The 13,057-nt window shown below is 57.4% G+C and carries 15 protein-coding genes; 12 read left to right on the plus strand and 3 right to left on the minus strand.

Annotated features, from left to right (window positions below):
- Positions 1-77: EF-Tu C-terminal domain-related protein (locus tag AC2FID_RS19040; protein ID WP_211198660.1), on the plus strand; the 77-nt coding region annotated here is incomplete at its 5' end.
- A 95-nt stretch (positions 78-172) separates the two neighbouring features.
- On the opposite strand, the gene AC2FID_RS19045 is transcribed toward AC2FID_RS19040, so the two are convergent.
- Complete coding sequence (locus AC2FID_RS19045; RefSeq protein WP_496838195.1) at positions 173-514, minus strand: RidA family protein; 342 nt, start codon at positions 512-514, stop codon at positions 173-175.
- A gap of 431 nt (positions 515-945) precedes the next feature.
- Between AC2FID_RS19045 and AC2FID_RS19050 the strand changes: the two genes are divergently transcribed.
- Positions 946-2,298 carry a tetratricopeptide repeat protein gene (locus AC2FID_RS19050; protein ID WP_496838197.1) on the plus strand — a complete coding sequence of 451 codons (1,353 nt, stop codon included), beginning with the start codon at positions 946-948 and terminating at the stop codon, positions 2,296-2,298.
- A gap of 25 nt (positions 2,299-2,323) precedes the next feature.
- Here the strand turns inward: AC2FID_RS19050 and rpe are convergent, their stop codons facing one another.
- Entirely contained in the window at positions 2,324-3,013 is a 690-nt protein-coding gene (gene rpe, locus AC2FID_RS19055; RefSeq protein WP_496838199.1) for a ribulose-phosphate 3-epimerase, read from the minus strand.
- A gap of 164 nt (positions 3,014-3,177) precedes the next feature.
- On the opposite strand from rpe, the gene phnC reads away from it, so the two are divergent.
- The 5 genes from phnC (at position 3,178) to AC2FID_RS19080 (ending at position 7,925) form a co-directional block, all read left to right on the plus strand.
- Complete coding sequence (gene phnC / locus AC2FID_RS19060) at positions 3,178-3,999, plus strand: phosphonate ABC transporter ATP-binding protein (protein ID WP_496699749.1); 822 nt, start codon at positions 3,178-3,180, stop codon at positions 3,997-3,999.
- 65 nt (positions 4,000-4,064) lie between these two features.
- A complete protein-coding gene (gene phnD / locus AC2FID_RS19065) occupies positions 4,065-4,967 on the plus strand; it encodes a phosphonate ABC transporter substrate-binding protein (protein ID WP_496726761.1) in 903 nt (300 codons plus the stop codon).
- A gap of 67 nt (positions 4,968-5,034) precedes the next feature.
- Complete coding sequence (gene phnE, locus AC2FID_RS19070) at positions 5,035-5,916, plus strand: phosphonate ABC transporter, permease protein PhnE (RefSeq protein WP_496838201.1); 882 nt, start codon at positions 5,035-5,037, stop codon at positions 5,914-5,916.
- Complete coding sequence (phnE, locus tag AC2FID_RS19075) at positions 5,913-7,280, plus strand: phosphonate ABC transporter, permease protein PhnE (protein ID WP_496838203.1); 1,368 nt, start codon at positions 5,913-5,915, stop codon at positions 7,278-7,280. Before phnE (AC2FID_RS19070) ends, phnE (AC2FID_RS19075) begins: the two co-directional genes overlap by 4 nt.
- 24 nt (positions 7,281-7,304) lie before the next feature.
- Entirely contained in the window at positions 7,305-7,925 is a 621-nt protein-coding gene (locus tag AC2FID_RS19080) for an LbetaH domain-containing protein (RefSeq protein ID WP_496838205.1), read from the plus strand.
- 104 nt (positions 7,926-8,029) lie between these two features.
- On the opposite strand, the gene phnF is transcribed toward AC2FID_RS19080, so the two are convergent.
- A complete protein-coding gene (gene phnF, locus AC2FID_RS19085; protein ID WP_282120764.1) occupies positions 8,030-8,740 on the minus strand; it encodes a phosphonate metabolism transcriptional regulator PhnF in 711 nt (236 codons plus the stop codon).
- A 103-nt stretch (positions 8,741-8,843) separates the two neighbouring features.
- Here phnF and phnG point away from each other — a divergent pair, with 103 nt between their 5' ends.
- The 5 genes from phnG (at position 8,844) to phnK (ending at position 13,035) form a co-directional block, all read left to right on the plus strand.
- Positions 8,844-9,305: a phosphonate C-P lyase system protein PhnG gene (gene phnG / locus AC2FID_RS19090; RefSeq protein WP_282170702.1), complete on the plus strand. Its 462-nt coding sequence runs from the start codon at positions 8,844-8,846 to the stop codon at positions 9,303-9,305.
- Entirely contained in the window at positions 9,302-9,877 is a 576-nt protein-coding gene (gene phnH / locus AC2FID_RS19095) for a phosphonate C-P lyase system protein PhnH (RefSeq protein ID WP_496838207.1), read from the plus strand. Before phnG ends, phnH begins: the two co-directional genes overlap by 4 nt.
- Positions 9,878-9,880: 3 nt before the next feature.
- Positions 9,881-10,972 (plus strand): carbon-phosphorus lyase complex subunit, encoded by a 1,092-nt coding sequence (locus AC2FID_RS19100; RefSeq protein WP_496757698.1) that lies wholly within the window; start codon positions 9,881-9,883, stop codon positions 10,970-10,972.
- Positions 10,973-11,407: 435 nt separating this feature from the next.
- The gene (locus tag AC2FID_RS19105) at positions 11,408-12,268 is read left to right on the plus strand and encodes an alpha-D-ribose 1-methylphosphonate 5-phosphate C-P-lyase PhnJ (protein WP_282170705.1); all 861 of its coding nucleotides are present in this window, start codon (positions 11,408-11,410) and stop codon (positions 12,266-12,268) included.
- Entirely contained in the window at positions 12,265-13,035 is a 771-nt protein-coding gene (gene phnK / locus AC2FID_RS19110) for a phosphonate C-P lyase system protein PhnK (RefSeq protein ID WP_496706870.1), read from the plus strand. The genes AC2FID_RS19105 and phnK overlap by 4 nt, the downstream gene beginning before the upstream one ends.
- Positions 13,036-13,057: the final 22 nt, after the last annotated feature.

The raw sequence follows: 13,057 nt of genomic DNA on the forward strand, positions 1-13,057 counted from the left end.
AAAACGGCCTGCGTTTCGCCATCCGCGAAGGCGGCCGCACCGTCGGCGCCGGCGTCGTGTCGAAAATCGTCGAGTAATCGCTCTCGAGATATCAAACGAAAAGGGCGTCCCTCGGGACGCCCTTTCTTGTTTGCATTCCTGCTGTGGTCAGCACGCGTTGCGCAGAAAGGAATTAATCGTAGGCCGCGTCGACGATGAATTCCACCTTCAGCTCGGCGCGTGCCAATTTGGCTTCGCCGCAAGCCCGCGCGGGGGCATGGCCCTTTGGAACCCAGGCATTCCAGACCTCGTTCAATCCGGCAAAATCCTTCATGTCCGCTAGCCAGATCGTCACGCGCAACATCTTTTCGCGTGATGAGCCAGCCTGTTTGAGAAGGGCGTCAATTTTTCCGAGGCAAATACGGACCTGTTCCTGAATTGTCTCGCCCTCGGCGACTTGCCCGGTCAGGTAAGCCACGCCGTTATGTTTCACAATTTTGGAGGACCGTTCGCCGGTGTCGATGCGTTCAATCATGGGGGTATTCTCGTTTTTTGGTGTAGGATTCGTTCGTTCATGGTCACAATCCACCAGTATGGCAAACGGAAACCGTTTGAGTGCGTTTCAGAGAAATTTAATACGCAGGAAACAAACGGGATCTGAACGCGCGTGGATCTATCACGCATTCGTGCCGCCTCGATTGCTTGTTTTTGCTACCTTCCGTTAAAACGCGAACATGCTTTTCCATCCCGGCGCTGAGTGGCCTCGGCGTGGATCGTAAAGGCCGTTGATACCTACAACAAAACTGCCACCGCCAACCCCACAGCCCTTCCGTAAAATCTCTGAAAGATCTGCGGCGGGGTTTCTTCCGGCACACAGGCGAATTATTTGGCCGCGTCACCCGGGGCGGCCTTTTTCTTTTCAGAATTGTCAGTATTCTGGCGGCAGACATTCAGATTTCCGGTAACATGATAAAATCGTTAACTAAATTCACCGGGTTTCCCCTGACAGCAATGATCGCGGTTGCTGGCGTAGGGCAGGCCAAGCCGCTGCTTACGAACTCTCAGGAAACCTATGTTTCCGCCTGCCTGGATCAGAGTGACACGCCAGAGCGTATCATCGAAATCTGCCAGCACGGGCTGAGTGATGTCGGCGCGTCTGATCGGCAGCGTATTGAGATGTTGGATAAGCTGGCATGGGCCTACTATGATCTCGATGATATGGATCAGGCCGATGACGCATTTGCCGAAATTCTGGCCTTGAATCCCGATGCCGAACTTGGGCTGCAGGGGCGGGCGTGGGTGTATTACAATCGCGATGATTATGCGGCTGCGACCGCATTGTTTAGGCAAGCCGTGTCTCGCAAACCGAATGCCAGCAACATGGCCGGTCTTGCCGCCAGCGCGCGCCGGGCCGGAGAGATGGATTTTGCCGAATTCGAAGAGATGATGCAAACCGCTCTGGCCCTGAACCCTGAATACACTTGGGCGATGCGGGAGCTTGCCTGGATATTGGAGGATCATAACCGGCAGGACGAAGCGCTGAGCCTGTTCAGAACCGCCAGCGAACTGGATCCATATGATCCATATGCGGAATACGGTGTCGCCTTTCTGTTGTCCGAGCAGAACGATTGGGAAGCTGCGTTTGACCACGTAAGTCGGGCATTGGAACTGAAGCCGGATTTCGTGACCGCATTATCGCGCCGGTCCCTTATCCTGCTGATGCTGGATCGGCCCAAACAGGCATTGAAAGATGCCGAAGCGGTGATTGAGGCCGAACCTGATGACACGGACGGCTACGTGCGAAAGGCGCGGGCGCTGTCAGACTTAGGCCAAAGATCACAGGCGCATGAGGTGTTGGAGCTGGCGGAAAGCCGGGTGGGACCGGGTAGTTATCTGCTTTTTTGGCGGGCCAGCATGTTGGCGGACGACCTCGAGTATGAAGCCGCTCTTTTCCACATTCGACGCAGTGTCGCGCTTGAGGGTGCCGACCGCTTTGACCACCGCCTGCATGCGGATATCGCGTTAGGGCTGGGGTACACGGATGAAGCCCGTGATGCCATTGATCAGGCGCTTGGTCTCTACCCCGATGGAGAGTTTGAGCAGTATACGAATGCGCTGGTGCTGCTGGCCGAGGACAGGTTCGATGCAGCAGAAAGCATGTTCGATTCTGCCACCGCCGCAGGCCTGCACCAGGACTATCTTGGCGACTTTCTGGCCGCTTTGGTGGCCGAGGGGCGGTTCATGCAAGCGATCAAGATGCGTGCTCGGTACAAGAACCGCCAACCGGATGCGACAAGTGACGCGCAACGTTCCAACTAGCGCGTCACTTTGGATGCAGTGATGTTTACGAGGTCGCCGATTCCGCCGCGCTACGCACCGCTTTGATGTTTGCGCCGTATACTTCCGGGTTATTGACCGAACCGCCCTTGAATACGGCTGAACCTGCGACCAGCACATCCGCACCAGCTGCGGCCACCAACGGGGCCGTCTTGGGGTCGACGCCACCGTCAATCTCGATATGGATTGGACGGTCTCCGATCATCGACCGCAATTTGCGAATCTTGTTGGTCATGTCGATGAATTTCTGGCCGCCAAAACCGGGGTTCACTGTCATGACGCAAACCAGATCGGTCAGGTCCAGCAAGTGTTCAACCGCGTCGGCCGGGGTGCCGGGGTTCAACGCAACGCCCGCCTTCATGCCAGCGGCGCGAATCGCCTGCAAAGTACGGTGGGTATGGGCCCCGGCCTCGACATGTGCGGTCAGGATATCGGCCCCTGCATCCGCGTAGGCCTGAATGTAGGGATCAACCGGCGCGATCATCAGATGCACGTCCATGACCGTTTTGACATGAGGGCGGAACGCTTTGACGGCGGGCGGGCCAAAGGTCAGGTTGGGCACGAAATGGCCGTCCATGACGTCGATATGGATCCAATCCGCCCCCTGGGCTTCGATGGCCTGAATCTCGGCACCGAAATTGGCGAAATCTGCGGACAGGATCGACGGGGCGATCTTGATGCTGCGGTCAAAGCTCATGAATGGCCTCATATGGATAGCGTGTTGGCACAGCGTATAGCGGCGATATGCGCCAATGGGTAGGCCCTCGGTGCGCAGGGGTGTTTACAAAACTTTCACTGTGCCGACACAAAGCCGTTGAATCCCGCCTGTAGCTGGTCGCCAACACGAATTGGGGGTGGCACGTGCTGCGGATAGAAAAACTGACCAAGCGCTTTGGCGACAACGTGGCCGTTGATGCAGCGACGCTGGATGTAGACAAGCCATGCATGATTGGCATCATCGGGCGGTCCGGCGCGGGCAAGTCGACGTTGTTGCGGATGATCAACCGTCTGACGGATGCAAGCGACGGCGAGATCCTGTTTCAAGGTCGTGATATCACCAAGCTGAAAGGCCGTGATAAACGCGCATGGCAGGCTGATTGCGCGATGATCTTTCAGCAGTTCAATCTGGTGCCGCGCATGGATGTGGTGTCGAACGTGCTGCATGGCACGTTGAACCGCCACTCGACACTGGCGACCATGTTTAACCTGTTCCCGATGGAAGATATCCACCGTGCGATTGATATTCTGGATCGCCTCGGCATCGCCGCGCACGCGCCCAAACGCGCCGAAGCGCTGTCGGGTGGTCAGCAACAGCGCGTCGCCATCGCGCGCGCCCTGATGCAGGACCCTAAGATCATTCTGGCGGACGAACCCATCGCCTCGCTGGACCCGATGAACGCGCAGGTGGTGATGCAGGCGCTGCGCCGCATCCATGAAGAAGACGGCCGCACCGTCATCGCCAACCTGCATACGCTGGATACCGCCCGCCGCTATTGTGACCGGGTCGTCGGTATGCGCGACGGACGTATCGTTTTCGACGGGTTGCCCGAGCAACTGACAACTGGCGTGGCCCGCGAAATTTACGGCGCCGACGCCAGCTTCTCGGAAGAGGCAACTTCGACCCAGATTGAAACACTCGACGCGACCTCAAAAGCGTTGATGGAAGCCGAGGCGACCATCTAGGCCCAATTCACCCCTTTTATCGACCGGCCGATGAAAGGCCGGCATATCAAACCGGAGAGAGACAGATGAAAAAACTGATTGCCGCCCTGGTGGCCACAACTGCGATAGCCGCGCCAGCCATGGCGCAAGATATTTCCGAATTCCGCATTGGTATTCTGGGCGGAGAAAACGCACAGGACCGTCTGAGCAAGCAGGAATGCCTGCGCGAGCAGACCCAGGAATTGCTGGGTGTTGAAACCAAACTGTTTGCACCGGCGGACTATAACGGCGTCATTCAAGGGCTGCTTGGCGGCACTATCGACATGGCTTGGCTGGGTGCATCAGGGTACGCCAAAACCTACCTGAGCGATCCTGAGGCGGTCGAGCCTGTTCTGGTCAAAGTCAACACGGATGGTAGCTATGGCTACTATTCGATCGGATTTGCCCGCAAGGATAGTGGCATTGCCTCGTTGGAAGACATGAAGGATAAGACCTTTGGCTTCGGCGACCCCAATTCGACCTCGGGCTTCCTTATCCCGTCGATCGAAATTCCGCAGGCAACCGGTGCAACCATGACCTCGGGTGATTATTTTGGTGAAGTCAAATTCACCGGTGGTCATGAGCAGACCATTGTGGCCGTAAACAACGGTGATGTCGACGGTGGCGTGACATGGGCCGACGGCCTTGGGGACTGGGAAGACGGTTATCAGTCCGGCGCGCTGCGCCGTGCCGTGGATGCCGGCCTGGTCGACATGAACGATCTGGTCGAGATTTGGAAATCCGCTCCGATCCCTGAAGGCCCGTTTGTTCTGCGCACCGAACTGCCCGAGGATGTCAAAATCAAGATGACCGGTATGCTGGCCTCGATGAATTCGATTGATCCGGACTGCATGTACAACGTTCTGGGCGGTGAATCCAAAGGCCTTATGCCGATCACCCACGACGCCTACGAAATCATTATCGAAGCGCGCAAGCTGAAGTCCAACTAAGTCCGTAAGCACAATGATCGGGGTCCGGCGCACAACCGGACCCCGTTTTTCCACTCAGGAGCATTCCATGACAGACCTGACCGTAGGGTCCCCCAGCGTCGACCAGATCCGGGCCGACTATTCCGAGATGACACGACGCAAGCGGGTCTATGGTGGTATCCTTCTGATCGTATTCGTGGCCATGATGGCAGCGGGTTTCCGCACTGCCGACGACCGTAATGCCGGCAGCTTTGTCGACGGCTGGCACCGTATCCTCGACTACCCGACCGAGGTTCTGTCGGAAGCATGGGAAAAGATCGGCGCGATGCCGGAGAACCTTGTGAAGTTTTTCCCGGCTCTGGTCGAGACACTCAATATCGCTGCGGCTTCGACGTTGATAGGGGCCATCGCCGGGACGTTTCTGGCGCTGATGTCCACGCGTGGCATGGCATTGTGGCCCTCGCTTATCCCGCTGTTTCGTCGCATCGCTGATATCTTTCGCGCGGTGCCTGAAATCGTTATCGCTTTGGTTTTGATCTTTGTGTTGGGCGGTGGTCCGGTGCCCGCAATGATTGCCATTGCCATTCATACGGCGGGTGCGCTTGGCAAGCTGTTCTCGGAAGTGAACGAAAATGCCTCGCTGAAGCCGGTCGAAGGGCTGCATTCGGTCGGTGCAAACTGGTCTCAGCGGATGTATCTGGGCGTGATCCCGCAGGTTGGATCGAACTATGTCAGCTATGCGCTGCTGCGGTTCGAGATCAACATTCGCGCCTCGGCCATTCTTGGTTTTGTTGGCGCCGGCGGCTTGGGTTACGAGCTGCGCAACGCGATGTCCTGGGGGCAGGGGCGTTATGACGAAGCTGCTGCTATTTTCCTTCTGCTGTTCGTCACGATTGTTGTTGTCGATCAGATGTCGGGTCTGTTGCGTGCGCGTCTGACCCACGGTTCCGAGAAAGGAGCGCGGGCATGAGCACTTTTGCCACCGACCTGACCATCGATGAGTTGAAGGCCGAGGCTGATCGTTTGTTCAACCGCAAACGGCTGACCAACTTTGGATTGCCCGCGCTTGTTTTTGTCTATCTGATTTACGTGTTCTTTGCTTTCGACGTGTCTGGAATGGCCGAGCGTGCGAACTGGGAGAACGGCAAAACGCTGATTGCAGACAGCTACAGCTACAAAACGCATGTTTCGCGTGACAATCGCACCGGTGAGGTTTCCACCGCCATCGAAGGTGAACGCAAGGGCCGCTACCCCGACGGTGAGGCTCCGGGCTGGGTGAGTTTAGGCGAGACTACGGTCATTGATCTGGAAGACGGCCACATCGTCCGCTTTGGTCCCGAGACAGTGGAATACGATATCCCCGGCTATGGCATCGTCCGCGCGACACCAACCCGCTCTGCTGGTGTTCAGGCTGAACTGCCCGCGGGCGAGGCGCCGGATTGGATCAACGTTTCAAAAAACCGCATGGCGATTACAACGGATGCGGGGCGCCTGACCGTGACCCGCAACCGGTCCGAGGTCTTCCGCTATTTCAATGGGTGGGAGCTGTTCTGGTTCACGCTTGATAGCCCTTACTATGGTAAGTCGTTCCCTGAATTGGCCGGTCTGGCTGCGCAAGGCGAGGCCAGAGCGATCTTGAATGACTTCTGGACCAACAAGATGTGGCGGCATCAGGATGTTGTCTGGGCCATTTTTGAAACCATCCTGATGGCATTTCTCGGCACGTTAGGCGCAGGTATGATCGCATTGCCTTTGGCGTTTCTCGCCACGCGAAATTTCAACCCGCTCAAATCCGTCCGGTTTCTGACACGGCGTGTGTTCGACTTTGTACGCGGCGTAGACGCGCTGATCTGGACGGTTGTTCTGGCTCGCGCTTTTGGACCCGGCCCGCTGACGGGAGCGCTGGCAATTCTGGTGACCGATACCGGCACGTTCGGCAAGATCTTCTCGGAAGCGCTAGAAAACGTCGACGAAAAGCAGATCGAAGGTGTGCAATCCACCGGGGCGAATGCACCGCAACGCTATCGCTATGGTGTGATCCCACAGGTGACACCGGTGCTGCTAAGTCAGTTGCTCTACTTCCTTGAATCAAACACCCGCAGCGCAACTGTGATCGGTGCGATCACCGGCGGTGGCATCGGTCTGTTGCTGACGCAAGCGATCATCACCCAGAAGGATTGGGAAGAGGTCGCCTATTACATCGTTCTGATCACTCTGATGGTGATGCTGATGGACTGGTTCTCGGGCTGGCTGCGCCGCCGGCTTATCCAGGGTGAGACAGGCAAGATACGCAAAGCCAGGGACACAAAGGCAAAGTCGTTCTTTTTGCCGTGACTCATGACTAAGGACTACAAAACAATGGCACGACTGCGTTCCGACCAACCGTTTATCCATCCTGATTGCCAAATCTCGGGTAGTTCCTTCGGCGAATTTGTCGAAATTGGTGCGGGAAGCCGCGTTGTGAATTCTGCTTTCGGCGACTATTCGTATTGCGACCGGACCTGTGACATTGCGAATGCCGAGATCGGGAAGTTCGCCAATATCGCCAGTTTCATTCGGATCGGCGCGACAGATCATCCGATGGAGAAGGCTTCATTGCATCACTTCCTGTATCGTTCGGCAGATTACTGGGATGATGCCGAGGATGACGCGGATTGGTTCAAACATCGCGCCAGTCGCGTCGCCCGGATCGGCCATGATACTTGGATTGGGCATGCGGCAATTATCAAACCTGAAGTGACCATCGGGCACGGCGCGGTGGTTGCCTCGGGGTCTGTCGTCACTAAGGATGTAGCGCCCTATACAATTGTAGGCGGCGTGACCGCCAAACCGATCCGTACCCGGTATCCGGTTGGCGTGGCCGAGCGCATGATGGACCTGGCCTGGTGGGATTGGGACAATGACCGTCTGCGCGCCGCCCTGCCGGATTTCCGAACATTTAGCGCCGAGGCATTCCTGGAAAAATACGAGCTGACTTGAGTAGGCAAGAACCGAAACCTCCTGTGCCCGCACCCGCATCGGCTATGACCAACGGGATGAGACCTCAGTCAGGAGATCGAGACGGGCGGGAGGGTTTCTGCGGCCTAGTCCTCGTTCAGGGTCAGGGTGACCCGATCTCCGGCAAATACGGTACGCCCGAATTCAATCGGCAGACCATTAGGATCTGCGTTTATGCCGACGGAATACAGTACAGGCGCACCTTCTGTCAGTCGCAGGTGCAGGGCCTGTGTTGCCGTCGCCGCGCGCGCATTCAGGCGGGTTGAGATGCGGGTGTAATCCTTAACACCGCAGTGCTGCAAAGCCTTCGTTACCGATTCTGTCTCGGATAGCGCCTCAAGAATGCCAGGCAAGCGGTCCGCGGGAAAGACACTTTGGAACAGCCCGATTGGCTGCCCATCCGCCAGAGACAGTCCGTCATATACGTGTACCTGGTCGCCTGAAGCGATCTCCAGGGCCTCTGCTTCTGTTTCATCTGCGGCGCGCGTTGTGAGCGTAAGTATCTTTTTGCCGGGAATCTTACCGCTGGCCGAGATGCTCTTGTGGTATCGGACGCGCTTGCCGATGGCATAATCGGTCGGACGGGCCGCGACAAAGACACCGGCGCCGCGACGGGCATGCACCAGACCTTGGTCCGCCAGATCCGACAACGCGCGCCGTACCGTATGGCGGTTGACCCCGTGTTTTGCCGCCAATTGCGCCTCGGTCGGCAGCCGGTCGCCGGTGTTGTAGCGGCCTTCTGCAATGTCGGATGTCAGGTTCAGGGCGATGCTTTTCCAGACGGGTGTTTTTCTCATGTCATCAAATCTTCACAAGGTTGCGGATTGCCAGCCCAGGCATCGGGATGTAGTATTTGTCTAGTTGTATAGATCATGTAGACAACCCGGCCAAGAGGCTTTGATGACAGATCAAACATATAATTCTAAGGCAACGCGACAGGACTGGATGGGCCTGCTGGCGCGTGCGCCTGAAAGCGCGCTGATGCCCCTTTGGGACAAGTACGAAGTACGCCCGAATTTTGAATGGCTGCGCAGCCCCGAAGTGGGCGGCGTCATGGTGCGCGGGCGCACTGGTGGCACTGGCGCTCGGTTCAACCTTGGCGAAATGACCGTCACGCGGTGTTCTCTGGTGCTGCAGGATGGAACGGTTGGGCATGGATACGTGCAGGGCCGGTCCAAGCCCAAGGCCCAGGCGGCCGCGTTGATTGATGCCTTGATGCAGACCTCGGCTGCGGGTGCGGTTCATGACCAAGTGATCGCGCCGCTCAAGGGTCAGATGCAGTCCGCCAGAACAGATCGCGCCTCCAAAGCCGCAGCGACGAAGGTCGAGTTTTTCACCATGGTAAGGGGAGAGGACACATGACGGCGCAGACCCAATTTTCCGGGGGTTTTCAGAATGCACCGGTCCAGGCCGCGCATGCATTCCGCGCCGCCATGACCGTAATGGCCCAGCCCGGAGAAATCCGTGATCTGAAGGGTGCGCAACCGCCAAAGCCCCTGTCGATCGCAGCGGGAACCTTGCTGCTGACTTTGTGTGACCCCGAGACAAAGGTCCACCTGGCGGGTGCGTTCAACACCAATGCAGTACGCGAGTGGCTGACCTTTCACACAGGTGCACCCCTTTCACAGGCCGCCGTCGCAGATTTCGCCGTTGGGACTTGGGCCGAGCTCAGCCCACTGGGATCATTTCGTATCGGTACCGCAGAATACCCGGATCGCTCGACCACCTTGATTGTTGAATGTGACGCGCTGCAACAAGCAGGTGCCATTCTAAGTGGTCCAGGGATCAAAGACACTGCGCGGCTTTCCTTGCCGGATGCCCTGGCAATGCAGGCCAACGCGGCTTTGTACCCGCTTGGATGTGACTTCTTTTTTACCTGCGGCGACCGGGTGGCGGCCCTGCCTCGCAGTTCCCAAATCAGTGTGGAGGCCTAGGCAATGTATGTTGCAGTCAAGGGTGGCGAGACGGCCATCGAAAACGCACATGCCTGGTTGGCGGAAGAAAGACGCGGCGCAACCGACATTGACGAACTGAGCATCGCCCAAATCCGCGAACAGCTGGGTTTGGCGGTCAATCGGGTGATGGCCGAGGGGTCCTTGTACGACCCTGATTTGGCGGCCCTAGCTATCAAGCAGTCGCGCGGTGATTTGATTGAAGCGATCTTTCTGATCCGAGCCTATCGGACGACATTGCCGCGATTTGGCTATTCGAACCCGGTTAAGACTGATGAGATGGCGTGTGATCGCCGGATTTCGGCCACGTTCAAGGATGCGCCGGGCGGGCAGGTGCTGGGGCCAACCTTTGATTACACACACCGATTGCTGGACTTCAAACTGGCCGCAGAAGGTGAGGTTCCGGCTGCGCCTACGGCGCAACCCCGCACCGAGGCGACGCCACATATCACTAAGTTCCTGAAGGGCGAGGACATCATTCAGGATGAACCCGCCAGTGACACCACCCCGGGTGATCTGACCCGCGAACCGATGGAGTTTCCGTCGAACCGCCCCCTGCGTCTGCAATCCCTGACCCGCGGGGATGAGGGGTTTGTGCTGGGCATGGCCTATTCAACGCAACGCGGTTACGCCCGTAACCACGCATTCGTCGGTGAGTTACGGATCGGCAAGGTCTCGGTCGAAATGGAGGTCCCGGAACTGGGTTTCGCCATCGACATCGGCGAAATCGAGCTGACCGAATGCGAGACGGTGAACCAGTTCAAGGGTTCCAAGACCGAACCGCCGCAATTCACCCGTGGCTATGGTTTGGTCTTTGGTCAGTCTGAACGGAAGTCCATCGCGATGGCTTTGGTGGATCGCGCCCTGCGTTGGGAAGAGTTGGGCGAAGACAATCTGGGTGCGCCCGCGCAGGATGAGGAATTCGTCCTTAGCCACGCGGACAACATTCAGGCGACTGGATTCCTGGAACATATCAAGCTGCCGCATTACGTCGACTTTCAGTCCGAACTGGAGCTGGTTCGCAAACTGCGCCGTGAGGCCGAAGAGCGAATCACGCCAAAGGAGGCCGCAGAATGAAGGCCGTCGTGTTCAAAATCGGTAGTGTTCTGCTTGACTGGCACCCCCACTTGGCATGGGCCGACGAACTGGCGTTCGAAGACGCCGCGCAGTCCGTTTGCAAAAGCAGCGTCCACTCTACCTCTCCTCAAGTGTTGGAGGCCGAGCTGTGTGCAAGGGGTCGCTTATGAGCTGGACTGCGTCTGCATCCCCACTGGGGCGCACCAGGCTGACGAATTGCCAAACCTGCCTTACGGGCGTCGCAGGTTTCTACCGGGTGGCGGGTCCGTGCGCGCGCCAACCGAACTCCATTCGCCATTTGGATCCCGCCTTTGCGCACGACGTCGACGCTTCGCATGACGAGAGTGAAAGAAAAGATACACCAATAGCGCCAATAACAGTGCGCCCAACAGAAATACGTCCACAAAAACACCAAAAACAAAGTGATACATCAAAATGAATGAGTATAACTTCGCATATTTGGACGAACAAACCAAGCGAATGATCCGGCGCGCCATTCTGAAAGGTCTGGCTGTGCCCGGTTATCAGGTGCCATTCGCCAGCCGTGAAATGCCGATGCCATATGGCTGGGGCACCGGTGGAGTGCAGGTTTCAGCCGCTACATTAACACCCGAAGACACGTTTAAAGTGATCGATCAGGGTGCCGATGACACCACCAATGCTGTGTCGATCCGCAAGTTTTTTGAGAACACGGCAGGTGTGGAAACGACCGAGGAAACCGAAAAGGCCACAGTCATCCAGACCCGCCACCGCATCCCCGAGGCGAAGCTGCGCAAGGACCAGATCATCGTTTATCAGGTGCCGATCCCGGAACCTCTGCGCTTTCTGGAACCGCGTGAGACCGAGACCCGCAAGATGCACAGCCTCGAAGAATATGGGCTGATGCATGTGAAGCTGTACGAGGACATCAGCCAGCACGGGGCGATTTCGACCGCATATGCCTATCCGGTGAAAGTGTCGGACCGCTACGTGATGGATCCGTCGCCGATCCCGAAATTCGACAACCCAAAACTTGAGATGGACGCGATCCAGCTGTTTGGTGCGGGACGTGAACAGCGGATTTACGCGGTTCCGCCGCATACCAAGGTAGTCAGTCTGGATTTCGAGGATTACCCGTTTGAGGCCACCAAGGCCGATCACCCATGCGATCTGTGCGGGGCAGAGGATAGCTATCTCGACGAAGTGATCATGGATGATGCAGGCAACCGGATGTTCGTCTGTTCCGACACCGATTATTGCCGGTCACGCCGCGAGGCGGGCCATGTTGGCCAACTGGCCGAGGAGAATGCGGCATGACCCCCTTATTGCAGGTCAAAGGCATCGAAAAGCGCTATGGCGCGCGGATCGGGTGCTCGGATGTGAGTTTTGATCTCTTCCCTGGAGAAGTAATGGGGATCGTGGGTGAAAGCGGATCGGGCAAGTCGACGCTGTTGAATTGCATGGCCGGTCATCTGGAACCCGATGCAGGGCAGGTGATTTTTGACACACGTGCTGATGGTCCAGTGGATACGGTCACCATGTCCGAACCGGAACGCCGGATGCTGAGCCGAACGGACTGGGCCTTTGTACATCAGCATGCGCGAGACGGCCTGCGGATGTCGGTCAGTGCTGGCGGCAATATTGGTGAGCGTCTGATGGCGGTGGGGGATCGTCACTATGGCGACATCCGAGACCGTGCGATCGACTGGCTGGGCCGGGTTGAGATTGAGGAATCCCGTGTAGATGACCGTCCGTCGGCCTTTTCAGGCGGGATGCAGCAGCGATTGCAGATTGCCCGCAATCTGGTCACGGGGCCGCGCCTCGTGTTCATGGATGAACCAACTGGCGGGCTGGATGTTTCCGTTCAGGCGCGTCTGCTGGATCTGCTGCGCGGGTTGGTGCGTGAGATGGGGTTGAGCGCGATCATCGTCACCCATGACCTCGCCGTCGTACGCCTGCTGGCGGATCGACTGATGGTGATGAAAAGCGGTCAAGTGGTTGAGGCCGGGTTGACCGATCAGGTTCTGGACGATCCACAACATGCCTACACGCAGTTGCTCGTATCCAGTGTTCTGCAGGTTTGAGTATTTGGAAAAAGATGAAGTG

Source organism: Ruegeria sp. CDSC068, from assembly GCF_059610545.1.

Excerpts from the sequence above, each read along its gene's own strand:
- AC2FID_RS19045 (WP_496838195.1), bottom strand. The coding sequence starts at position 514 with ATGATTGAACGCATCGACACCGGCGAACGGTCCTCCAAAATTGTGAAA.
- AC2FID_RS19050 (WP_496838197.1), top strand. The coding sequence starts at position 946 with ATGATAAAATCGTTAACTAAATTCACCGGGTTTCCCCTGACAGCAATG.
- rpe (WP_496838199.1), bottom strand. The coding sequence starts at position 3,013 with ATGAGCTTTGACCGCAGCATCAAGATCGCCCCGTCGATCCTGTCCGCA.
- phnD (WP_496726761.1), top strand. The coding sequence starts at position 4,065 with ATGAAAAAACTGATTGCCGCCCTGGTGGCCACAACTGCGATAGCCGCG.
- phnE (WP_496838201.1), top strand. The coding sequence starts at position 5,035 with ATGACAGACCTGACCGTAGGGTCCCCCAGCGTCGACCAGATCCGGGCC.
- phnE (WP_496838203.1), top strand. The coding sequence starts at position 5,913 with ATGAGCACTTTTGCCACCGACCTGACCATCGATGAGTTGAAGGCCGAG.
- AC2FID_RS19080 (WP_496838205.1), top strand. The coding sequence starts at position 7,305 with ATGGCACGACTGCGTTCCGACCAACCGTTTATCCATCCTGATTGCCAA.
- phnF (WP_282120764.1), bottom strand. The coding sequence starts at position 8,740 with ATGAGAAAAACACCCGTCTGGAAAAGCATCGCCCTGAACCTGACATCC.
- phnG (WP_282170702.1), top strand. The coding sequence starts at position 8,844 with ATGACAGATCAAACATATAATTCTAAGGCAACGCGACAGGACTGGATG.
- phnH (WP_496838207.1), top strand. The coding sequence starts at position 9,302 with ATGACGGCGCAGACCCAATTTTCCGGGGGTTTTCAGAATGCACCGGTC.
- AC2FID_RS19100 (WP_496757698.1), top strand. The coding sequence starts at position 9,881 with ATGTATGTTGCAGTCAAGGGTGGCGAGACGGCCATCGAAAACGCACAT.
- AC2FID_RS19105 (WP_282170705.1), top strand. The coding sequence starts at position 11,408 with ATGAATGAGTATAACTTCGCATATTTGGACGAACAAACCAAGCGAATG.
- phnK (WP_496706870.1), top strand. The coding sequence starts at position 12,265 with ATGACCCCCTTATTGCAGGTCAAAGGCATCGAAAAGCGCTATGGCGCG.